This window comes from Streptomyces sp. NPDC052396, assembly GCF_044593195.1.
Taxonomy (GTDB): Bacteria; Actinomycetota; Actinomycetes; order Streptomycetales; family Streptomycetaceae; genus Streptomyces.
Genome location: NZ_JBIUAW010000015.1, coordinates 43,660 through 65,429 on the forward strand (window position 1 = coordinate 43,660; position 21,770 = coordinate 65,429).

19 protein-coding genes and 1 pseudogene are annotated in these 21,770 nt (G+C 66.8%); 12 read left to right on the forward strand and 8 right to left on the reverse strand.

Features of this window, described 5'->3' with window-relative positions:
- Positions 1 to 8: 8 nt before the first annotated feature.
- Positions 9 to 1,100: a helix-turn-helix domain-containing protein gene (locus tag ACIHFE_RS29880; RefSeq protein WP_400111498.1), complete on the forward strand. Its 1,092-nt coding sequence runs from the start codon at positions 9 to 11 to the stop codon at positions 1,098 to 1,100.
- Between the two features lie 178 nt (positions 1,101 to 1,278).
- Here ACIHFE_RS29880 and ACIHFE_RS29885 read toward each other — a convergent pair whose 3' ends face one another.
- On the reverse strand, positions 1,279 to 2,301 hold the full coding sequence (locus tag ACIHFE_RS29885) for a hypothetical protein (RefSeq protein WP_400111500.1): 1,023 nt from the start codon (positions 2,299 to 2,301) through the stop codon (positions 1,279 to 1,281).
- 439 nt (positions 2,302 to 2,740) lie between these two features.
- On the opposite strand from ACIHFE_RS29885, the gene ACIHFE_RS29890 reads away from it, so the two are divergent.
- Together ACIHFE_RS29890 and ACIHFE_RS29895 are read left to right on the forward strand one after the other, a co-directional pair.
- The gene (locus ACIHFE_RS29890; RefSeq protein ID WP_400111502.1) at positions 2,741 to 3,016 is read left to right on the forward strand and encodes a hypothetical protein; all 276 of its coding nucleotides are present in this window, start codon (positions 2,741 to 2,743) and stop codon (positions 3,014 to 3,016) included.
- Positions 3,013 to 4,212, forward strand: coding sequence for a hypothetical protein (locus ACIHFE_RS29895; protein ID WP_400111504.1), 1,200 nt, complete (start codon positions 3,013 to 3,015; stop codon positions 4,210 to 4,212). The genes ACIHFE_RS29890 and ACIHFE_RS29895 overlap by 4 nt, the downstream gene beginning before the upstream one ends.
- A 474-nt stretch (positions 4,213 to 4,686) precedes the next feature.
- Here the strand turns inward: ACIHFE_RS29895 and ACIHFE_RS29900 are convergent, their stop codons facing one another.
- From ACIHFE_RS29900 to ACIHFE_RS29910, 3 genes and pseudogenes are all read right to left on the reverse strand, one after another.
- Positions 4,687 to 5,046, reverse strand: a complete 360-nt coding sequence (locus ACIHFE_RS29900; protein ID WP_400111506.1) for a hypothetical protein — start codon at positions 5,044 to 5,046, stop codon at positions 4,687 to 4,689.
- 744 nt (positions 5,047 to 5,790) lie between these two features.
- Positions 5,791 to 6,177, reverse strand: coding sequence for a hypothetical protein (locus tag ACIHFE_RS29905; protein ID WP_400111507.1), 387 nt, complete (start codon positions 6,175 to 6,177; stop codon positions 5,791 to 5,793).
- 281 nt (positions 6,178 to 6,458) lie between these two features.
- A pseudogene (locus ACIHFE_RS29910) lies at positions 6,459 to 6,887 on the reverse strand (transposase); the annotation flags it as partial.
- Positions 6,888 to 7,399: 512 nt separating this feature from the next.
- On the opposite strand from ACIHFE_RS29910, the gene ACIHFE_RS29915 reads away from it, so the two are divergent.
- Positions 7,400 to 7,891, forward strand: a complete 492-nt coding sequence (locus ACIHFE_RS29915; protein WP_400111509.1) for a hypothetical protein — start codon at positions 7,400 to 7,402, stop codon at positions 7,889 to 7,891.
- Between the two features lie 784 nt (positions 7,892 to 8,675).
- On the opposite strand, the gene ACIHFE_RS29920 is transcribed toward ACIHFE_RS29915, so the two are convergent.
- Together ACIHFE_RS29920 and ACIHFE_RS29925 are read right to left on the reverse strand one after the other, a co-directional pair.
- Positions 8,676 to 9,158 (reverse strand): hypothetical protein, encoded by a 483-nt coding sequence (locus tag ACIHFE_RS29920; protein WP_400111510.1) that lies wholly within the window; start codon positions 9,156 to 9,158, stop codon positions 8,676 to 8,678.
- Between the two features lie 215 nt (positions 9,159 to 9,373).
- Positions 9,374 to 9,874 carry a hypothetical protein gene (locus tag ACIHFE_RS29925; protein ID WP_400111512.1) on the reverse strand — a complete coding sequence of 167 codons (501 nt, stop codon included), beginning with the start codon at positions 9,872 to 9,874 and terminating at the stop codon, positions 9,374 to 9,376.
- A 344-nt stretch (positions 9,875 to 10,218) separates the two neighbouring features.
- On the opposite strand from ACIHFE_RS29925, the gene ACIHFE_RS29930 reads away from it, so the two are divergent.
- On the forward strand, positions 10,219 to 10,500 hold the full coding sequence (locus tag ACIHFE_RS29930; protein WP_400111600.1) for a hypothetical protein: 282 nt from the start codon (positions 10,219 to 10,221) through the stop codon (positions 10,498 to 10,500).
- On the opposite strand, the gene ACIHFE_RS29935 is transcribed toward ACIHFE_RS29930, so the two are convergent.
- Positions 10,487 to 11,536 carry a hypothetical protein gene (locus ACIHFE_RS29935; RefSeq protein ID WP_400111513.1) on the reverse strand — a complete coding sequence of 350 codons (1,050 nt, stop codon included), beginning with the start codon at positions 11,534 to 11,536 and terminating at the stop codon, positions 10,487 to 10,489. The two genes, ACIHFE_RS29930 and ACIHFE_RS29935, sit on opposite strands and share 14 nt — an antisense overlap.
- A gap of 181 nt (positions 11,537 to 11,717) precedes the next feature.
- Here ACIHFE_RS29935 and ACIHFE_RS29940 point away from each other — a divergent pair, with 181 nt between their 5' ends.
- From ACIHFE_RS29940 to ACIHFE_RS29950, 3 genes are all read left to right on the forward strand, one after another.
- The gene (locus tag ACIHFE_RS29940) at positions 11,718 to 12,956 is read left to right on the forward strand and encodes a tyrosine-type recombinase/integrase (protein ID WP_400111515.1); all 1,239 of its coding nucleotides are present in this window, start codon (positions 11,718 to 11,720) and stop codon (positions 12,954 to 12,956) included.
- 164 nt (positions 12,957 to 13,120) lie between these two features.
- Complete coding sequence (locus tag ACIHFE_RS29945; protein WP_400111517.1) at positions 13,121 to 15,448, forward strand: tyrosine-type recombinase/integrase; 2,328 nt, start codon at positions 13,121 to 13,123, stop codon at positions 15,446 to 15,448.
- 44 nt (positions 15,449 to 15,492) lie between these two features.
- Positions 15,493 to 15,909 (forward strand): hypothetical protein, encoded by a 417-nt coding sequence (locus ACIHFE_RS29950; protein ID WP_400111519.1) that lies wholly within the window; start codon positions 15,493 to 15,495, stop codon positions 15,907 to 15,909.
- 17 nt (positions 15,910 to 15,926) lie between these two features.
- Here the strand turns inward: ACIHFE_RS29950 and ACIHFE_RS29955 are convergent, their stop codons facing one another.
- Positions 15,927 to 16,310, reverse strand: a complete 384-nt coding sequence (locus ACIHFE_RS29955) for a hypothetical protein (protein ID WP_400111521.1) — start codon at positions 16,308 to 16,310, stop codon at positions 15,927 to 15,929.
- A 383-nt stretch (positions 16,311 to 16,693) separates the two neighbouring features.
- Here ACIHFE_RS29955 and ACIHFE_RS29960 point away from each other — a divergent pair, with 383 nt between their 5' ends.
- The 4 genes from ACIHFE_RS29960 (at position 16,694) to ACIHFE_RS29975 (ending at position 21,751) form a co-directional block, all read left to right on the forward strand.
- Positions 16,694 to 17,344, forward strand: a complete 651-nt coding sequence (locus ACIHFE_RS29960; protein ID WP_400111523.1) for a hypothetical protein — start codon at positions 16,694 to 16,696, stop codon at positions 17,342 to 17,344.
- Between the two features lie 1,766 nt (positions 17,345 to 19,110).
- On the forward strand, positions 19,111 to 19,602 hold the full coding sequence (locus tag ACIHFE_RS29965; RefSeq protein WP_400111601.1) for an NUDIX hydrolase: 492 nt from the start codon (positions 19,111 to 19,113) through the stop codon (positions 19,600 to 19,602).
- The gene (locus ACIHFE_RS29970; RefSeq protein ID WP_400111525.1) at positions 19,542 to 20,615 is read left to right on the forward strand and encodes a TniB family NTP-binding protein; all 1,074 of its coding nucleotides are present in this window, start codon (positions 19,542 to 19,544) and stop codon (positions 20,613 to 20,615) included. The genes ACIHFE_RS29965 and ACIHFE_RS29970 overlap by 61 nt, the downstream gene beginning before the upstream one ends.
- On the forward strand, positions 20,615 to 21,751 hold the full coding sequence (locus ACIHFE_RS29975; protein ID WP_400111527.1) for a hypothetical protein: 1,137 nt from the start codon (positions 20,615 to 20,617) through the stop codon (positions 21,749 to 21,751). Before ACIHFE_RS29970 ends, ACIHFE_RS29975 begins: the two co-directional genes overlap by 1 nt.
- Positions 21,752 to 21,770: the final 19 nt, after the last annotated feature.

Sequence of the window (21,770 nt, forward strand, 5' to 3'; positions counted from 1 at the left end):
TGAGGAAAGTGTTCACGCCCGAGCGGTTGGTTCTCGCGCGCAAGCGCCGGCGTATGACGCTGGCGGCGCTCGCCCGTGAGTCCGGTGTTTCGGCCCAGAGCATCACCGCGTTTGAGAACCACCGCAAGGTTCCCACGGTGGAGACACTTTCCTCGCTCGCCGATGCCCTGGGCTATCCGGTGACCTTCTTCGCTGCGCCGGCACCAGTGGAAATGACCCCGGATGCGGTCAGCTTCCGGGCCCCCTCGAAGATGACCGCCCTGGAACGGGACGGCGCACTCAGCTCCGGCGCTGTGGCCGCATCCTTGAACTCATGGATGGAGACGCGGTTCCGCCTGCCCAAGCCGGATGTGCCCACCTATCCCCATTTGTCTCCTGAAGAAGCGGCAGAACAAGTAAGGGCCCATTGGGGACTCGGAGAAGCGCCCGTGCCCAACCTGGTACACCTGCTGGAGGCCCACGGCGTCAGAGTCTTTTCTCTCGCCCCCGACTGTCTGGACGCGGACGCCTTTTCCACCATCAAAGCAGGAACTCCTTTCGTCTTCCTCAACACACGTAAATCCGGCGAACGCGGCCGTTTCGACGCTGCCCATGAACTCGGACATCTCACACTGCACTGCGAACACCGCATCCCACACGGGCGTAACTCGGAGACCGAGGCAAACGACTTCGCCTCAGCATTCCTTATGCCCCGTGCCGGCATCATGGCTCAGCAACTCCATAACGCCTCCGCCGAACGGATCCTGAGCGCAAAACGCAAATGGAGCGTCTCCGCCATGGCCCTGGCCTACCGGCTCCGCCGCCTGGGCCTGCTGTCCGAATGGCGCTACAACCAGGCAACCAAACAGCTCGCCAGCATGGGTTACCGGCACGCGGAGCCCGACACAGCTCCCATGGTGCGCGAAAGCAGCCAGCTCCTGGCCAAGGTTTTCGAAACCCTCAGGACCAAGGGCATCTCACCGGCCGACGTCGCCCGCCAGCTGGACATCTATCCAAGGGAACTCAACGACTACGTTTTCGGCCTGGTACCGGTCAGCGTGGACGGCGATGGTATAAGTACCGACATGCCGCGTCCACAATTGCGCCTCGTCCGGGGGTAGGGCCGTCCTGGTTTCTGCCCCGCCTGTGCGGGGCAGAAACCGTCCTGGAGTGCGGCGCTGTAAGCCAGAGAGGATGACTGGCCCCCTGACGGCAAGGGTCCAGAGCAGCAGAGAAGAACTTGCCGACCCTACGCAGCCCAGTCAACACGGTCCCAACACTGAGGAAATCAGCACGAGTTCAGGCTCTGGTCCACACTCGTCGCATGTACTCCCGTACGGCAGCGGGTGCCTCGACACGCTCGAATACTCCAGGCGCCGTGCGATAGAGGCAGTCGATGCCGTAGCGGTGGAGCAGGGCAATGTCAGGGCTTGCGGGCCGGTCGGGGAACAGGCCAGTCAGCCGGTCCGCGGGCTGGGGGCTGTGGGGGGCGTAGTCGAGGAGCTGTCCCAGCGCTGCACGCACATATTTGTGGTCGCCGCTGCGCTTGGCCTCGATGATCTCGGTGCCGTCCGGCCCGGAAACGTGGAGGTCGGTGATTCCGGCCGGAGTCCGGAGCCGCTCGACCTCAACACCACTCAGGGTGTCGGCGTATTCCTGTGTGAGAAGTGACTCGGCCCTGTTCACGTGTATCTGGCGTGCGTCACGCTGATAGGTGGCGGCCGTGGTGTGCACGCCTTCGACGGGTACGACCTGGGTGCCCGTCATGATGGCCTTGGCCACCTCGATGTCACGGGCAATCTCCCGCTGTTCACCGGTAATGGTGTCAATGCCCAGCCCCTGCAGAATCTCGTCAGCTTTCTCTCCGTCGAGTATCCGCAGCCCCATGAAGTTGTCGTTGACATTGAAGCTGGGCAGGGCCCAGATTTCCTCGTAGGGAATCTCCGTGGACTGAAAGGACAGCAGGCTGTAGACGTTGTGCCAGCTTCCCTTTATCGGGTCCGGCGTCCACATGGTGTCGGCGAAATCCGCGTTCGTCAGCGTGACCCCTACTTCGCCAATTCCGCGCACAAGCTTCCCGCCCGTGAACAGCACCACATCGCCCAACCGCAGGCGTCGCATGTTCCTGTCCTGCGCGCCCGTGGCCCCCCAGAAACGAGCCTGGCCTGCCGGGTGAAGCTCTCTCAGCATTTCCTGCTCTGCAGCGGTGAGCGCAGATGCGTGCGGCGCCGAAGCGAACGGCACTTCTTGGTCCAGAGTTTCACGCCAGTGACGTCTGGCAGCAGCGCTGCCATAAGACGGCTGGATGACCACGAGCGGCATACCGGGATCCCCCCAAGATCAGTACTGGGCAACAAGACTTCATCCTCCCACTCGCCGCCGACAGACCGGCTGCCAGGCGTCAGTCGTGCCCATGCCGTCCGCCCAGGAGACGTCCGGCGAGCGGCAACCCGGTCGGTCGGCGATGCCGCACAGTCTGCTCCTCCGGCTGTCGCCAGATCAGACAGAGCAGTCACGTTGTAACTTTCTTCACTAAACGTCAGAAAAATCGACCGACAGAACGACCTCTCTAGCGGCCGAACGCGCGAGGGTCGGTGTGATCGGATCCCGGCACCCGCGAGAGGCCGCCAGAGAGGCGCCTGCGGAATCCACCCTCCGAACCGACCGCCTCTCACCTGTTACTATCGAGTAGCCGGGTATTCTCCCTGGAATAGCCGCCAACCCCGGCGACTGCGAACACACGAACGAGACGGCGAGAAGTATGAGCGCTGATGCGGAAATTGAGCTTCTCATCCGGTTTGTAAGCACACACCTCGCCGGGCACTCCCCCGCTACGACCCTCCGCCTCGTCGACGTCGTCGACGGCTTTCCGGCCGACATGCTCGGCGCGCACGACGCCGGGTTCGTCGCCGACGTCCGCGAGGCGGTCGCCCGCATCACCACCACCTCGGAAGAGCACTCCGGCTACCCCGACTGCCCTGTCCCGCCCAGGACCGGGACTGACGTCCAACTCCCGCTCGCCGGGACCCGCCGATGACCGGCGACAGCAGACGGACGGGCGCCGAGGCCGAGGTAATCGAGGCCGAACTCCTCCCGCGCCAGGGGCAGTTGCCCCCCGTGCGGTCCGGGCCTGCCTACCTCGTCAACCAGCACACCATGCTCGGGCCCGGCCAGCTCCCGCCGCGCGCCGACTGGCGCCCCGCCTGGACCGACGCCGACTTCCGCCTCTCCCAGGAAGACATCGACGACCTCCAGGAAGAAGACCTCGCCGAAAACACCCTGGCCAACCGCGACTCGACCATCCGAGCCTTCGAAGCCTGGTGCGCAGCGCAAGACCCGCCCCGACTGCCGTATCCGTGCACCACGGCCACCTACACCGCCTATGGACTGCACCTGATCCGGCGCGGCAAGGCCGGCGAGTTCAAGCCGGACAGTGTCAGCCAGTACATGTCCCGGATCTACAACTGGCAGCCGGTGGACTACCGCCCCGACCCCAGCCGGGTCAAGGGCCGTATCCGCGCGTGGAAGAAGGCATGGGTCCAGGCCGGCGGCGCCGTCGAACGCTCGGCGGCGGTCACCCTCGAGTACAACCTGCGCATCATCGCCGCCGTCGACGAGTCCACCGTCATAGGCAAGCGCGACGCGTTCCTGGCCGCCCTGGCCTACTCCAATCTGCACCGGGAGATGGAACTCGCCGACCAGCTCAACAAGCGCGTGAAGATCTACGACACCGGACTGCACGTCACCGTCGCCGCCTCCAAGACCGACCAAGTCGCCAAAGGATCAAGCCGGTTCATCGAAGACCGCGCCGACCTGCAACTGGTCCGCCGCGCCCGCGCCTGGCGCACCGTGCTCGAACAACTCGGCGGCGCAGGCCCCGACGAGCCGCTCTTCCGCGCCCTCACCCGCGGCGGCAACCTCGTCACCTACCCCCCGGGCCGAAAGCGCGGCAACCGCATGCGCCCCGGCTCCCTCAACGAACGTCTGCAGTATCTCGCCGAGCGCGCGGGCGTCCCCTACATCGACGGCAAGAAGGTCACCAGTCACTCCTGGCGCGCCGGCGGCAACACCGACATGGCCGAGGCCGGAGTTCCTCTCGCCGAGCGCAACTTCGCCGGCCGCTGGGCGGACGGCTCGCACACCGCCGACACCGTCTACGACCGCCGCCACGGCGCCGGACGGCGCGACCCCCTCAAGCAGGTGCCGCTGTACGGCAAAACTGACGACACCTGACAACCCATCCGGCTCAGAGTCTGCGGGTGTGTGCAGTTCGCAGGTTCGGCGCCTTGCCACTTCAGGTCGTGGCAGAACCACCGGAGGTGACGGTCCGCCGGGGGCTGCCCGGTCGTCGGCTGATAGCAATGAGGGCGTGATCCGCAGTGATGACATAGGTTCCCTGGCCCGGAAGTTGACGAGTGGCTTCGTAACCGAGAACCGGTTCTGGCTCGACTTCTGTGGTGCCGCCACTCTCCGTCACGACAACAGGATGCGTTTCCGAAGGAGTTGGAAGCCTGCTCGGCCGAAAATCTGGCGCTTGAGCATCTTAAAAGTTACATGGAATCTGTCCAGGGTGATCATGTCTCCCCGGTGCAACCACGGACTGGGGAGATGGCCTGAGCGGTACGACGGTGCTGACGGAGAAGTGGCCGGTACCGGCCCGGAACGAGCAGGCGGCGGTGTGGCTCCCATCGTGGACCGGGGCTGCGGTCATTCGTCGATGCGTTGAAGGATGTGCGTGAAGTCGCCGGTCTCCACCAGGCCGACGAGGACCTGGGTCATATTGCTGATGCCGGCGTCGCGGACGATGAGGCCGTCCGAGCACGAGAAGTAGGCGCCGCCGAGGGCCTCCCCGGTCGCCGCCCACCGCTCCATAGTGGTCTCCACCTGAGCCAAGGTGATGACGGTCGCACTCCACCGAGTTCCGTCGTTGAGGTCCACGAAGACGTCGATGTTGTCCACCGATTCCAAGTCCTCGCCGGCATTCGGCAGGAACGCCGCCTCGAAGTGCTCCGTGCAGACCCTGTACCAGGGTCCGTCCCATCTGCCCGCTTGTTCGTTGTGGCTCACCGGGCGAGTGTGCCGGGCTGATCCTCCAGCCTCAACTGCATTGTTCTGGCACGCTGCAGGCTGTAGCGGCTGGCGTGTCGTTCGCCCGGTCCGCCGGACGCACTGATCGCTGCGACAGCCATCGTGAACGGCTGGACGGTGGTGAGCGGAACAGTTGCACCGTCCCCGGCCAAGGCCGGTGGTATGCGGCATGATGCGGGGCCATGACACTCTCGGCTCGCATCACCCTGCCAGGCCAGATCTGCTCTGTGGCCACACAGGACTCGTACGGTCCGTTGTACGTATCCAGTTATGGGACCAATCCCCTTGAGACGGTACTGACGATGGTCGACCTCTCAGGGGCCGTGGCATGGCGGCGGGAATATGCGGGCACGGGACATCCGTGCTCCCGTTTGTCAGCGGACGGCACTCTCTGGATTGCATACCCGGACGAGGCCGGCCAGGCCTTGGAGGGGGTCACACCGGACGGCCGCACTGATCAGTTCATGCGCCCGGCCCACACAGCCGGCGAAGAGGTCACCGAGTTCGTCCTGCTCAACGACGGCTTCTGCATCGCCTGGGCACGTGTCTCTCCCCTCCTGCAAAGGTCAGAACCCCAGCAACCCCGGTAAAGAAACGGCAAATGCCCCAACAAGGCGCAGGTCGGGAAGCGTCCGTCCCGCAGGGGTGGGGCTGTTCCGAACCGCCACAAGGCCATCGGGCTACAGACCGGCGCAGCCCGACCGGTAAGAACGATCGAGCCCGTCACCGGATGACAGAGACTTCCGGGAGGGGCTGATCCCACTCACCAAGTTCCTTGACGAGTACCCGACGGGCCAACCGCCGGCTCCGGCTCCACCCTTCATCGCTGGAAAGTGCATCCCTTGACCATCGATCAGCGTTCTCGCTACCGCTCATCTCGCTGAGTACGGCCTCGATCCCGTGCAGATCAGGCAAGACGCGACGATCCAGTTGCTCCTCCTCCACCAGGACCTCGGCCATGCGGAAGGTATGCTCGAAATCCAATGCGATCTCGTCCGTCATCACACCGTGCTTGACCAGCCAGGCCACCTGAGTCTGAGCATCAGCCGCCAGCACGCTCAGCGACTCGATCAGAAGGCGTCGGCGGAACGAAGGATCAGGGCTCTCCACAACACGATCGTCCCATGGGCCCGCCTCACAAAGCGTTCAGACCAACATCCGGCAGAGCCCATTCATCCGTACTTTCCTGGGCACTTGCACAAGTACGCCGGCAGCTGACACTGGTCACCGGTGGTGGCTCACTGGATATCCGTCACCAGAGGCTGACTGTCCCAGTCATCGAGGACTCTTTACCGCCGCTCATAGGGGCCGGTTGCGCCGCGAGATCATGACCCGCCCTGCAGCGCTCCGCGATCACGACGGACATCCATGTCGCACCGGGATCACGGCCCGGAGCTGCGGCCCGTCTCCAGCGCACAGATCACCGAGTACGGCCAGCCTGGAACGGGAATGTGCTGGTCCTTACCGCGACCGTAGGTGTGGCACAGAATCCGCTCGGGCGAGGTATGCGCATCGGGCCGCAGCCAGCAGGTGATGTCGGCGGCCAACACCAGCCGGCCGTCAGCCGCCCGCGGCAACGGCACCCCCGCCAGGGCCCGACGCAGCCGGGAGACGTCCACCCGCCCCGTCGACAGGGCGGAGTACAGGCTGCCGTGCCCACGGCGGTGTTCGCCCACCAGCGACAGCTCGACCAGCGACCTGACCGGGCCGTCCGCACACAACACCGCATCCGTCAGCTCGAACAGCGCGTCCGCACGCGAGGTCAGGCACGAGTAGAACTCGCCCCGGAAGCGTGACAGTTCCGCGAACGGCTCTACCAGAGCAGCGTTGTGCTACAGACTCATCCCACGGCCTTCGTGCTGAGCATGTGTGTCCTTGGTCGGAGCACATGATCAGCCGAAGGCCGCCCGCACGTACGGGAGTTACCCTCACGAGTGATTAAGTTCGAGGACGCATTTGACCATCGAGGTTAAAGATCAAGCTATGCCGTAGCCTGTGCCCCTGATGGCCCTGCTCGTGTCCTTGCTGACGATGACCGGCACAGCTGTGGCATCCTCCGGCGCCACGGTCCCAGCCGGGCCACATCTGACGTTCGCTCATGTGCCAGTCGAGGTCGGAGACAGGTTCGGTGTCGCCATCGAGGGGCTGCCGCAGCCATGGGACGCTGTGACCGTTACTTCCCCCGCTCTGACCACCCCGCTGCGCCAGACCCCGGAACAAAAGAGGCCACACACTCCGCCGAACCCCTTCATACCGGAATGCGCAAGTACCCGTCCGCAGCGGCATCAGGCCGGGTACATACCCGATCACTGCCGAACTCAACGGACGCACCATGGCGGCCGCGCAGCTGAAAGCCCTGCCACAGGGGCCGGCCGAGATCCGACGTTTCGACCTGGAGCACAAGGGTCGGGAAGTCCGTCCCGGCGGGAAGGTACTGATCGTCCTCTCTGACGATCACGCCGCGCCGGACGAACATACAGTGGCTGTGAACTCCGGTGCGTTCGGCGGCTCTCACAACGTCAAAGAAACAGGACCTGACAACCCGAATAATCCGGGCTGCAAGTGTGACGACGGATCCACGGTCTATGCGACGTGGGTCACCGTCCCCGAAAGAACACCTGCAGGCACATACACGGTCACGGCCACCGGTCATCACGGACAGCAGATCTCAAGGAAACTCCTTGCCGTGGCAGGGGACGAGACGAAGGCCAACTCGTGGCAGCCGTGGGTCTTCGTCGGCGGTGCCGGGGCCGCCGTCCTGGCAGCCGGTGCATGGCTTGCCCTGTCGCGTCGGAGCCGTCGGGCGGCAACGGCTTCCGAGTGACGCCCAACAAACAGGAAGTATCTGAGGTCGGCGGAGGCGGCCGGGATCACCCCAGGCGGGCCGCCGATGAGCGAGGCGGACTGGCCAAGCTGATCAAGAGCTGGTGCCCGGAACTGACCAGCCGCCCCTTAACCAAGTCACCTGGGGCGAGATCGAACAGCACCACGAGCACATCAAGAGCCTGCTGGAGACCCCGACTGTTATCACGATCCACCAACCGCTTCCCGACGAAAACAAGTTGAAGGCATCGCTGTCCTCGTTTTGCCGGCGGGTGCACGAGAATCCGCCGGAGATGACGGCCAGGTCGAAGGTCACCGTGCCGCGGGACGACGTCGAGCTGGGCTCGGAGGCCTGGATCGATTACGCTTTCTGGGCCAGCGGATATCCGAGCACCGGCAAGCGGCGCCGGATCTGGGCGTTCGTGATGGTGCTGCCCTGCTCACGGCACATGCTCGTCCAGCCCGTGGTGCATGTGGGCCAGAACGCCTGGACAGAGGCCCACGCGGAGGCGTTCCAGCTTTTCGGCGGTGTCCCGCGCCAACTGATCCCGGATAACCTGCGAACCGGCGTCGACCGGCCGGACCTTCACGCCCCGAAGATCAACAAGTCGTACGCCGAACTCGTCACCTATTACGGGACTCTGGTGGACCCGTCGAGACCGTGGCCTTCCAACGGCGCCTGCAGGAGGCGAAGTCCGAGCAGCAGGCCATCCCTGGAGGAGCCCGACTTCGGCGCTTCCCCGAAGCTGCCCGCGCCAGATCCGCGATCTCGCCGCCCGCAGCGGTCAGCTGAGGTGCGGATCCGCCAGCAGCACCACGCGGTCGGCCGCAACATCGAATCGCAGAACCGGGTGAAGCGGATCGGACTCCGGAGCCAACACCACCGGTTTGCCGAGCCGGCGCCCGATCGCCCGCAGCAGACGACACAGCACATTGACGCCGTCCTGTCCATGCAATTCCCGCAGATCAACATCGAAGTCGATCGAGCCGGCCTCATACGCCCGAAAGATCGCCAGGAATCCCGTGGCGGGCCAGACCCGCAACAATGCGTCGGTGCTCTCGCTGCGGGCCATCATGTCCGCAGCTCGCGGCAGCCGAACCGCGGCACCGTCCTCGGAGTACTCACACGGCCACCCCTGCGACCGCACCAGGTCAAGCACGGCCTGCCAGTCCTCGACCGAGGTGTCTGCGACACGCACGTCCGGCAGCGACCCCATCAGCTCAGGGTTGAAGAAGTCCTTGACGTCGTCCCACAGCAGATCCGGCATCCCGCCATGCTGCCTGGCCAGTCCACCCGAGCGCAGCCGATTTCCTTGGCCAACCCCGTAGAGGCACCCTCCACGCGGGCGGCCTCACACACTCCCACAGTCCTTCCTCGTGACGACCATGAGACAGCGCTGGGATGAACTCCCACCCGCCGCCCCTGGGGGAAATCCGTGGCTCTGGCCGGAGTTCCGCGAATGACCTTGAGGGATCCGCAGGCTCACTGTGCTGCCGCGCGGGGCAGCCCGCTGAGGTCGAGCAGTTCGTGAAGGCGTTCAGCGGGCAGGTTCGGGTTGGCTGCGGCTCCTCTGGCGAGGCCTGGGTCGTTCAGGAGTGATGAGATCAGGTCGAGGGGAAGGAGCGGGCTGGCGGCCGCGGCTCGGCGAACGCGCGGCTCCGGGTCGGTCAGCAGGTGGACGGGTGGCTGGACCAGGCTGGTATCAGAGGCGGCCAGGGCGCGGAGGTCGGGATCACCGTGGTCAATGAGGTGGTGTAGCCCAGTGCGGGGCAGGCGGGGAAGCGTGAGCAGGTAGGGGCGTTGGCCTGGCGTGGTGATGAAGGCGTCGAGGGTGATCGTGGGCGGCGCCAGCGGGTGGTTGCAGGCCAGCACGTGGCGGACGTCCGCGTCGGGGTCGTCGGCCAGGCGGTGCACCAGCTTCTCCGGCAGCCGGGACAGGCCGCGGCGACTCGGCGCAGCAGGGGGTGCGTGGATGCGGCGCATGCTTCGTACCAGCTTGTCTCCGGCTCGATGAGCATCTCATCGACGGGGCCGATGTTCTCGGCCGTGCGGCCGATGATGTTCGCGGAGGACCGGCGGAACCGACGGGTGGCCGCGTCGCGGCCGGTGACTTCCTCGTGGATCAGGACGCGCGGACCTGGCTGGGTCCCAGCGTTGGGCCCGGGCGGTGGCCAGGACGTCGGGGGCGGTCTTGCGCAGGCAAGGGAGCCGCATGCGGCGGATCAACCGGTCCAGTTCCTTCGGCAGGGCCGGGTCCTGGGGAAACGTCATCCGGATAATTCCTGTTCGTGATCGCGTCGGCCGGATAGCGTCAGCGGGTGATCAGCATGGTGGTGAGAGAAGAGAACGACGTCGTCGTCGCCAGGGCGGGCTGCGGCCTGTCGTGGTTCGAGACCGTGGGTGACCTCGACCGGGATCAGTTCCCGATGCTGGGCGGACTGGATCCGTATGGCGACGCGGCCTTCAATCAGCGCCAAATGTCGGTGCTGCTTAAGGAGTTGGACCGGCTCCCTGACGGGTGCCAGGGGCAGTGGGTGGACGAGGTCCGTGCCCTGGGCCGGACCGTGCTGCAGAAACCGCACCGCTACTTGTGGTTCATCGGCGACTGACCGCCGTCAGCCCGGGGGTTGTCCCAGGGCCTCCCAGCCGCCGGTACCGGGCTGGACGGAGTGGGCCTCGTCCGCACGGACGGTGACGCCGACCGCGGTGGTCGCGTCCAAATGGCCGGGAGGTCGTCGTCGTTGAAGCGGCCGTTGACGGCCGCCGGGCCAAGGGCCCGGTCGACCAGGTCGGCTCCGACCACGGTCGCGAGCTCGACCGCGCGGGCCATCTTCGCGCGGATCCGGACGGCTCCGGCCGGTCCGGTCTCCAGCAGCCACCGCTCGGCGCCCGGACCGATCGCGAGGAACGCGACCTCGGCCTCGGTCCGCGGCTTCGGACGGGGCTTGTGGATGCTTCGGCCTCCGGGATGGTGCGGGTAGTGCTCGTCCAGGATCCGCGGAGCCCCGGGGTGGAGACCTGGTGGCGGACTACTTCGACCAGGTCAGTGCCCTGACGGGCGGTCACCACCAGCTTGTCGCCGACCACGCGGCACCAGACCTTCGTGCCGACGTGGCCGGGCTGGGTCGAGTAGTGCACGGACGCGAGGCTGACCGTCTGGTCGTCGCCGACCAGGCGTTCCTCACCGAGCGCGAGCGCGAGCGGCTCGTCTGGGAGCCGGTGCAGCAGACGGCGTTCGACGTGGAGCCGGTCGACGGGGATCTGCCCGGTCGAACGGTGGCGCCGGTTGTTGACCTGCTCGCACCACGTCTCGCAGGCGGCGGCGAGTTCGGCGAAGCTGGCGTACTGGCCGCGCAGGTTCGCCTCCGTCGGCACCAGGTCCGCCTTTGCGATCCGGGCTGTGGCCTCCGCCCCGCCGTTGGACTCCGGGTCGTAGGGGACGCAACTCTCCACTTGGCAGCCGTAGTAGCGGCCTGCGGCGACGGTCTGCGGATGGCGGACCGCGATCCCGGCGATGCGCTCGACGGTGACCGTCTTCACGTTGTCCGTGAGCACGTAGGTGGGTGCCCCGCCCAGTCGGCGGAGTGTGGTGTCCAGGCAGGACACCAGCGTGCCGAGGGTGCAGTCCCAGACCGGGATCACCACGCGGAAACGAGACCAGGCCAGCCACGCGCAGAACGGCCAGGTCCGCCGTCCGTCGATCTCGGACCCTCGCCCCAGTCGAACTGCAGCCACATCCCGGGCTCGGGCGTGTTGACTGAACTACGGGACGTTCTCTTCTTGTTCTTCGGGCAGGCGGGAAGCGGGGTGGTTACGGTCCCCTGCCATGGCTGAAGGTGAGGATGTTCCAAGGAACTTGAACTCGCTGGTGGTTCCTCGGGTGGGCTCGCTCGTGGAGGCTGGCGATCTATGGGAGCCGTATCAGCTGGTTGACCCCGCGGGGTTCCCGGTGGGTGCGGTGACCGCGTATCTGCACGAGTTGCAGGCGGCGGGTCGGCCCGCAACGACGCAGCGTTCCTACGGCATGGATCTGCTGCGGTGGTTCCGTTTCTTGTGGGCGATCGAGGTGCCGTGGAACGAGGCGACGAGGATCGAGGCCCGCGACTTCTCGCGGTGGATCCAGATCACCGCCAAGCCTCCCCGACGCCGACGTACAGCCCAACGTGCACAACCGCGTACAGACCGGGCCGTGAATCCGATCCCCGGGAAGCGGCCGATCGGGACGGCCTATGCCTCCTCGACGGTCGCGCACAGCGAGACGGTGCTCCGCAGCTTCTACGCCCACCACCTGGAGGCCGGAACCGGCCCGCTGGTGAACCCGTTTCCACTGGCCAGGGCGCCTCGGGTGAACTCGCACCACAACCCGATGGAGACGTGGCGCCCGCAGCGGTCGGGGCTGTTCCGGCCGCGGCAGCCTCAGAGAATTCCCCGGCAGATCCCCGATGAGGTCTTCAACGAACTGTTCGCGAGGCTGTCCTCGGACCGCGACCGGGCTCTGGTCGCCTTCTGGATCTCGACCGGAGCCAGGGCCTCGGAACTGCTCGGCGTCGTGTCCTCGGGCACGGATCCGGGGCGGCAGCTGGTCACGGTGGTGCGCAAAGGGTCACGCGCGATGCAGCAGATGCCGGCCTCGCCAGACGCGTTCGTCTGGCTGCGGCTCTACCAGCAACAGATACACGGGCGGGTGCCCACCGGCCCGGATGTCCCGCTGTGGTGGACGCTGCGACGGCCGTTCCGCGCACTCAACTACCACGCCGCGCGGGCGATGTTCGTCCGCGCGAACGCTGCGCTCGGGTCGAACTGGTCGCTGCACGACCTTCGGCACACCGCGGCCTACCGGCTGGCCCGCGACCCGCTCATGCCGATCACAGACATCCAATGGGTCCTCGGACATGCCCGTTTGTCCACGACTCAACGGTATGTCACGCCCACCGCCGAGGACGTCATCGAAGGAGTCCTGGCCCACCACCGCCGTCAGACAGAAAAGCAGACAGAACCCACAGCGCCGTCGCTGCACTACCGCCCGGAGAGTCTGGACGTCCTGTTCGGCCGGGGGCGGCCGTGACCACCCCCACGATCACCGCCGCGGTGGCCACTCGGCCATGGCAGCTCAGCGCGGAGGCCGTGGCCCTCTGGAAGAGGTTCCCGCCTCGCACCAACCCGAAGAGCTGGCCCGCGACCCGACAATCCCGGGCCGCCGTGGTGGCCCGGATGCTTAGGCCGCCGTTCGTGGGACACGATTCCAAGACGCGCTGCAATCGGAAGCTGACCCTGCTCAAGGTGCTCGACTGGCTGGAGATGCAGCCCGGCAGCACCTGGCAGGAACGGTGGAACGCCAGCGGGGCGGGCATCGACGGACACGTGGACTGGCGGATCCGCCTCATCAGCGACCTGAAGGGTGTCGACAACCTTGGCCCTCGCGGCGAGCGGATCTTCAGCATCCTCGGCATGGGCCTGGTCCAGCTGATCGGTGGCGATGTCCTACGGCCGGATCTGGGCTGGCTGATGGCCACCAGCTCACCACTTCGGATCGCGAACGAGATGGAGCGCGTCCGCGACGGCGAGGCCATCGCAAAGCTCCGGGCCCTGCGGACCGCGAGCACGGTCGGCGACTCCACTGTGCTGCCCGCGATCGAGAAGATTGCGCTCATCATGGCGGCCAAGGGCGGCACGGTCCTGCACGTCACCCCTAACGACTGCCTGGAACTGCTCAAGACCAGCCGGGAAGTCTTCCCAGGGCCAGCCAAGTCCACCCGACACAGCCCGTTCTTCTACCAACTGCTGCACTCCCTCGGCGTCTTCCCCGCCGACGCGCCGTCTTCGGTCCGCATGTTCAGCACACGCTTCCCTGGCCAGCTCGCGGTCGAGCAACTCGTCGACCGCTACGACCTGGCCTGCCGCCCCGTCCGCGACCTGCTGGTCGACTACCTGCGAGAACGTCAGCCGTCCGTCGACTACAACACCCTGACCGGTCTGGCGACCGCGCTGGGGCTGTGGTTTTGGAAGGACCTGGAGAAGCACCACCCTGGCATCGACTCGCTCCGGCTCGCACCGGACGTCGCCGCCGCCTGGAAGCGGCGCCTGCAGACCCGGACCGTCCGCACCTCCGACGAGCACGACCAGGTCGTGGAGACCACGGTGGAACGGGCCACCGCCTCTGACACCCTGATGACGGTGCGGGCGTTCTACCTGGACCTCGCTCAGTGGGCGCTCGACGAACCCTCCCGCTGGGGCCCGTGGGCCGTCCCCTGCCCGGTCCGCGCCGACGACGTCCAGCATCGCAAGATGAGGTCCCGGCAGAAGGCCCGCATGGATCAGCGCACCCGCGAGCGACTTCCCGTCCTGCCGTCCCTAAGCGAAGCGGTCGACCGGAACCGCAAGGCCGCCGCCGCCCGCTTGGAGGCCGGCGGACGGGCCCGCCCCGGCGAGTTGTTCACCGCCGACGGGCAGACGCTGCGGCGCGCGATCCTCAAGCGGCACTCGCCGCACCTATGGGCTGAAGAACCCGCCACCGGCCAGCGCCGGAACCTGGCGCGGGAGGAGAGCAACGCTTTCTGGGGCTGGGCCGCGATCGAGGTCCTGCGCATGACCGGCATCCGGATCGAGGAACTGAGCGAGATCTCGCACCACAGCCTGGTCCAATACCGGCTGCCGAGCACCGGCGAACTCGCTCCGCTCCTGCAGATCGCCCCGTCCAAGACCGACGAGGAACGGCTGCTGGTCATCTCGCCGGAACTCGCCGATGTCCTCTCCGCGATCATCTGCCGTGTTCGCACTGCTGACGGCGCCGTCCCCCTTGTGATCGCCTACGACCACCACGAGAAGGTCTGGAATCCGCCTATGCCGCTGCTGTTCCAGCGCAAGATCGGCCTGGAGGATCGGCCGATCCCCATCGCCGGCCTCCGTGACCTCCTGCAGGACGCGCTGGCCTGCACCGGGCTGACCGACACGAGCGGCAAGCCGCTGCACTTCGCGCCGCACGACTTCCGGAGGATCTTCACCACCGACGCCGTCATGAACGGCATGCCGCCCCACATCGCCCAGCTGATCCTCGGACATCGCGACATCAACACGACCATGGGCTACAAAGCGGTCTATCCCGAAGAGGCCATCAACGGACACCGCGCCTTCATCGCCCGCCGCCGGGAACTACGCCCGAGCGAGGAATGCCGCAGCCCCACCGAGGAAGAGTGGGAGGAGTTCCTCGGCCACTTCGAACGGCGCAAGGTCGCGCTCGGCGACTGCGGGCGAGCCTACGGCACCAGCTGCATTCACGAGCACAGCTGCATCCGATGCCCGCTACTGCGGGCCGACCCGGCCCAACGGCCACGGCTGATCGAAATCCGCGACAACCTGATCGCCCGCATCGCCGAGGCCGAACGCGAAGGCTGGGGCGGTGAGGCCGAAGGGCTCAAGGTCAGCCTGGCCGCAGCGAACGCCAAACTCGCCCAGCTCGACAACCTCATCGCCCGACGCACCGCGGCCGTCGACCTCGGCATGCCCACCTTCGCTGACATCGCCGTCCGCACCACATCGGCCGACCCGCCCCAGCCCTGAATATCCGTAGTCGCCGCGAAGCCGCACCGCCTACGCTCCATCACATGCGCAGCGTTTTCGTGTTCCCCGCAGGTGAGCGAGCTGAGACCATCGCCTCACTCGATCAGCATCTGCCCCAGCAGCGGAATCCGTGGACTCTGGCCGGCAACCTCTACATAGACATCGACGATGAGCAAACCGGCTACCTCTTCTCCGACTGGGATCCCGACGACGTCGCGGTCCTCGAAGCGGCCGTCGAACACCACCCCAGCTGGGCAGTGCAGATCGATGTCTCCGGGCGGATCGACGGCATCGCAGAGGTTCACCAACTGGTCGCGCTGCTGCTTGAGCATGGAGGCGTGGCCACCGACGACTACTCCGCCCATCCCTGGACTCTGCAGGAAATCCAGTCCGGAACCGTGATCGACGGCCTGCGCTTCTTCGACTTCCGTACCTACCACGAACTCCACCGCGAGTACTGAGACGACGGACTCGATCATCACTCAGGCAAGTTCAGAGAAGGTATCCAGGGCCGGTAGGTGCGGCGCTTGCCCGCCCACCAGACGGTCTTCGCCACGTTCACAGCCCGCGGCGTCGAGCGGGCACGGCCGGTGAAGCCCATCGCCGGCAACCGGTCGTGGGCGAGATCGGCGCGGATCTTCGCCTTCGGCTGGTCGGCCCACTCCTCGATCTTCTCCAGGAACGGGTCGATCAGTTTCGGCCTCGGAGCCCGCTCGAACGGGTTCCGCCCGACGTCTCGGGCGTAGACATACCGCTGGACGGTCTTCGGGTCGCACCGGGCCGGCTCCGCCGCCGACCAGAACGTCCGGGTGAGGTCGTGTGCCTCAAGGATTTCCATGATCTCTCTGTCAGACTTGGTCACGAGGCATCTCCGGACGGTTCTGCTAATACACGCAAATATCAGCAAACCGGACGGAGGGGCCGCACTCGTACAGGCGTGATCAGGAACACTCCGCTGGCCACTCACCGGGAATTCCGGTGGCCATCAGCCGGGACTCAACTGGCCGCCCACCAGGAGCTTCGCACGGCCGCCGTCAATCAAGATCGAGACCATGGCTCGGCGACGAGATAGCCGGCGCCCACTCCTACGGCTTCACGGACGCGGACATGGAAGAGCTGACCGCCACGCGGAAGTGGTCAGTTGCCCGACCTTCGCCCCCACGCCGGCCACGGGGACCACAGCCCGACCGCTTGACCACGCTCTCCCCTCCGAACCACAACCGCGCCCGGTGTACTTTCCGGGTTGTGGATAGCTACCGCGCTGTTGCGCCGGACGGCCTTACCCGACGGGCTCAAAACCTCATAGCCGTGCACGGCCTGCGTGTGCAGGCGGTGGAGGTCGAGCAGTACCGGAGCCGCTGGCTGGGCCTGGGAATCGACGAGCTCGCGATCGATCGTGCGGCTGCCTTCGGCCGACGCTGGGGCGGGCTGGCCCTGCCACCCGCCCCGCAGTACGACGGGGGCCCCCGGTTCTTCTGCCCAGACGCTCCCGAGGGGTCGGCACCGGAAGGATGGTGGTTCGAGGCCGGCCCTCAACGCAGTGCTGTCCCTTACAGCTTCATGGTCGGCCCCGAGGGCGAGTTCGGCATACACGCCGATCGGTGGGTTCCTCTGCACAGGAGCGTAGAAGGATGGGTCGAGTCCGTCGCGCTCGCCCGGCATGCGGCGATGTGGGCGAAGCAGATCACGAAACGCACCGGTGACGAGGTCGAGGAGCTGGCTCTCGAGGGCTACAAGCCGGTGCCAGAAGTAGCGGGCCTGGCCGACACATGGTGGCGTGGCACAGACTCACTCGTGGCGATCTACCGTGGGGAGGCCGAGTGCCTGGACGCGCCCATAGCCAGGACAGCGCTCGTCTTCTCCGGCCTCGATGACTGGGGGCTGAACGGCGAATGACAGGCCGCGCCGTCGCAGCGCCGCCCTGCCCACACGGAGATGGCTTAGGACGTCTGCCAATAGGTGCGGTGTTGGGGGAGGTCGCAGCGGGGCAGGCGCGGTTCGCCCAGTCATGGAGGTCTCTACGCTCATGATCACCGGGGGATCCGTGTATGGCGTCCACTATCCATCCCCGACCCGATCCGCGACCGGTTCCTCACCCTGCTGCCCGTACGCAAGGACCGTCATCCGTGGGGCCGCCACAATCCGCGCATCAGTGGCGCCGTGGTCGCCGTCAGCCTGCATGCGGATTCATAGCAGCGTTTCGGCCCCGCGCACACGTGGATGGTCCGCGGACCGCAGAGGGTGGCCCCAACAGCACCCTCGCTGTCAGACCCACCGTCCACACTGATCCCCGAGCCGCTTCGGCGGGTGACGACGATCGGGGAGGAAGCGTCATGCGAACGGTCTTCGATGGCGAGGTGGACGTCTGCTATCACCAGCTCACCGTGGAAAGCGAAGGTGAAGACGACATCTGTGGAGAGATAGCTCGGCTATCGGCCCACCTTCCGGACGACCACGTCTTGGGCGAGCCACGGGCCGGGCAAGTCAACGGGCTCTGCGGTGCCGCTGTGCCTGGCCGGCTCGACCTCATCACGGGGCTGCACACCGGGAGCGTCGGCTTCACCGTCGAAGTCCACGACAGCGAGCCGCCGTTGGACGACTCCTGGGAGGACATCGTGGAGGTCTCCTTCACCCCGGCAACGGAGGAGACACTGCTCGTCCAGTGGGGCGGCGAGGGCTCCTGGCCGCTCGACCTGGTACCCGGTTCCTACCGTGTGCGGTACTGCGCCACTGGCATGGACGAAGCAGACACCGCCAGTGTCAGGATGGACTGCGAACCGCAGTTGGACCGGTATCTCCTGCAGTTCTGGCCCGCCCAGCCCGCCCCCGACCAGGTGGTGAAGCAGACCAGCGGCCCTGCCGCCTATTGGCACGGTGTCGCCCGGAAGCTGCCTCCACCGCCCTCGCCGGAGGAGCAGGTCGAGATGCTGTACCGGGCACAACTCGCGCAGGCAGCCGAAGAGGAGCGCCAGAACCGGGAGCGGGATGAGAAGTGGGAGCGCGAACAGTGGGGCGGCCGCCTTCCCACCGAACGACTGCGACAGCTGGAGGGCAATGCGCGCACCATGGCGCAGCTGAACCGCGACCTCGTCGACGCCATCGCGGACGCCACCTCCGAAACCCAACGGGAAGTGGCCCATTGGGCAGCCCGCCGCGCCCTGGACCTCGCCCAACTCGCCGAAGTCGACTGGATCGCACCGGCCCTGGCGGCAGCCGAGCAGGGCGCACCCCTGCCGGCGCCCTTCGACGGTGACGACCACGACCAGGTCTGGGACCGACTCTTGAACGACGAGCGCATACCGATGACCACGGTGCCGTCGCTCGGCGAAGACATGCCCGACATGTCACAGCAGGGCATGGCTCTGCCGGCGCTCTTTGCCGCCCTGGAGCCCGATCCGCTCCAAGCCGCGCTGGACGCCCTCTTCGCCGCCGCCACCACCTACGGGCCCGCCCGCCTTCGCGCTCTGTTCGCCAAGATCCGCCAGGCATTCCCCGTACTGGCCGGCGACGCCCACGGCCCGTTGACCGCCGTCGAGGGCAACGGGCCGAAGCCGGAGCCGAGCCCCAAACTCACCAACCAGGACCGCGCATTATCGGCAGCAAGGCCGCGGCTCGCCCAGCACTTTGTCTCCGTACTCTCTGTCTCTACAGCCGAAAGCAAACTGGGCAAGCAATGGACCGTCCACGGCGAACGCGCTCTCCACGACACCCCTTGGGTACGGCTGCGCTCGCTGGATGTGGAGCAACCGGACGGCACCCGCACCGATTACCACGTCGTGCGGCTGCGGGACATCGCCGTCACAACGGCCGTCGACGACCAGCAGCACGTCCTGATGATGTGGCGGCACCGCTTCGTCACCGACACCTGGGCCTGGGAGCTGCCCATGGGCCTGGTCGCGGACGGTGAAAGCCCGGCCGACGCGGCGGCCCGCGGGCTTGAGGAGGGGACCGGATGGCGCCCGGAGACCATGCGGGAGCTGATCTACGCGCAGCCGGCCGCCGGGATCACCGACTCCCAGCACTTCGTCTTCCGCGCAGACAAAGCCCGGCGCATCGGTGAGCCCACGGAACGCAACGAGTCGGACCGGCTCGAATGGATCCCGCTCGCCGACATCCCCGCCATGATCGCCCGACGGGAGATCATCATCATCTGACCACGAAGGAGGGGTGGCGCCGCTTCGTCAAGCACGCAGCGCCCCCGCCCGCGCTGCTGACCGCAGCCCAGCGGGCCGCACTGTCCCGGCAGGAGAAGCTGCACGACGACGAACACCGCCGGAACTACCACGCCGACCTGCCGCTGGTGAACACTCCGACCATCCGAAAGGTCGTCGCCACCTCACGGCTCCTGGTCCAGCTCAACCGGCAACAGATCTCAGCCCGCCGGGGCGTGATCATCAGCGGCGCCTCAGGCACGGGGAAGACCACCGCGCTGTCCCAGCTCGGGCGGGCTCATGAGATCGCTGTCCGCAAGCGCCACCCGCACGACCACTCCCGGCTCCCGGTCATCTACGTCACCGTCCCGCCGACCGCCACGCCGAAGATGCTCGCCATGGAGTTCGCCCGGTTCTTCGGCCTGGACTTCCCCGCCCGCTTCAACATCGCCGACGTGGTCAACGCGGTCTGCGCCACCGCCGCACACGTCCACGTCGATCTCGTCCTGGTCGACGAACTGCACAACCTGAACCTGGCCACCCGCACCGGCGCCGAAGCCTCCGACCAGCTGAAGTACTTCGCCGAAAGGCTGCCTGCCACCTTCGCCTACGCGGGCATCGACGTCGAGGACCAAGGCCCGTTTGCAGGCACCCGCGGCCGCCAGATCGCCGGGCGGTTCACTGTCATCCCAGCCGTCCCGTTCTCCTACGCCCCCGGCACGGACCGGGACGCCTGGCGGTCCCTGGTCGGCACGCTGGAATCCATGCTGCGGCTCCACGACCACCAGCCGGGAACGCTGTCGGGCCTGAGCGAGTACCTCTACCACCGCTCCGGCGGCATGATCGGCAGCCTGTCACAGCTCATCCGCGGGGCTGCTGTGCTGGCCATCGAGGACGGCAGCGAGCGCATCACCGAAGACCTTCTGGAGACAGTGCCCGTCGACTTCGCCGCCGAACGCTCCGAGGCCCTCACCGCCCCCGAACGGCCCCGCTCGCGCCGGAGGCGCGTCGCCTGATGCTCGCCCACCTGCCGGACCCCGTCCCACCCGCACAGCACGAAATCGCCGCCTCCTACATCGGCCGCCTGGCGACCATCCACGGCCTCGACATCAACGCCCTCTGGCGCCACGTCACCGAACGTGAAGCCTCCGGCGGCATGCGCCGTGTCGTCGTTCCCGAACGGCTCGCCGCCGTCACCGGCCGGACAGTTCACGCCCTCGCCAGCGCCCTGCCCGAACTGCGCACCCCACAACCCGACTGGGCCATGTTCCGCCACCAGCCACAACCCGGCTGCCACCACTGCGACAGCAAACACCCCGGCGGCAGAGTCACCAGACTCCTGCCGCACCACCGCTACGTCTGCACCCGCCACAGCGTCTGGATCGGTCCGCCCGATGCCGACCAGCCCTCCGTCAGTCTGGCCGGCCTGCCAGAAATCGTCGGCGCCCAGCGCAAGCACCTGCGCATCCTGCGCCAGCACGGCTGGGCCGCCACCTACGACGCGCTGCTGACCGCTTTCACCTTCTGCGGGCACATCTGGACGGGCAAGGAACCTCCCGAGAACCCGCACCACGTCTGGCACACCTGGGACGAACGCGCCCACGTCCTCATTCCGCCCGAGACGGTCAAGAAGTCGTACAGCGCCTCCCGTCTGTTCGCCGCCGTCTATCCCGAAGCCGTCAGCGTCGCTGCCCTCCTCGCCTCACCCCACTGGAGACGCTTGGCCAGCAGCACACCAGCTGAACGCGAACACTTCTATGGGGAGATCAGCAAGCGCATCAACTACCCCTACAGAGACAGTCACGACCATAGCGACGCCATCGCTCACTGGGCCGACACGGACGCATGGCGCCCACCCTCCAAGCCACTCGTGACATTCAGGCCCGGCCGCACCCAAGGCCGGCTCTCCGAACGCCACCGCGGCCATGAGCAGCGACACGAAAAAAGCGCCTTATGGTTCAGCCGAACCCGTCGCAACGCGGGACGGAACCTTTTATTCCACAACCATCTCAAAGCAGTGCTCACCCGCACATGGACCCCGGCCTACGAGAAGTTCGAAGGCGTGATCTGGCATAGCGCACGCATCGACGAGCAGATGAAGGCAGAAACCATTCGACAAAGGGAGGCCTCCAGCCCCACACTTAATCGATAGACACCGCCAGAATTCCCCC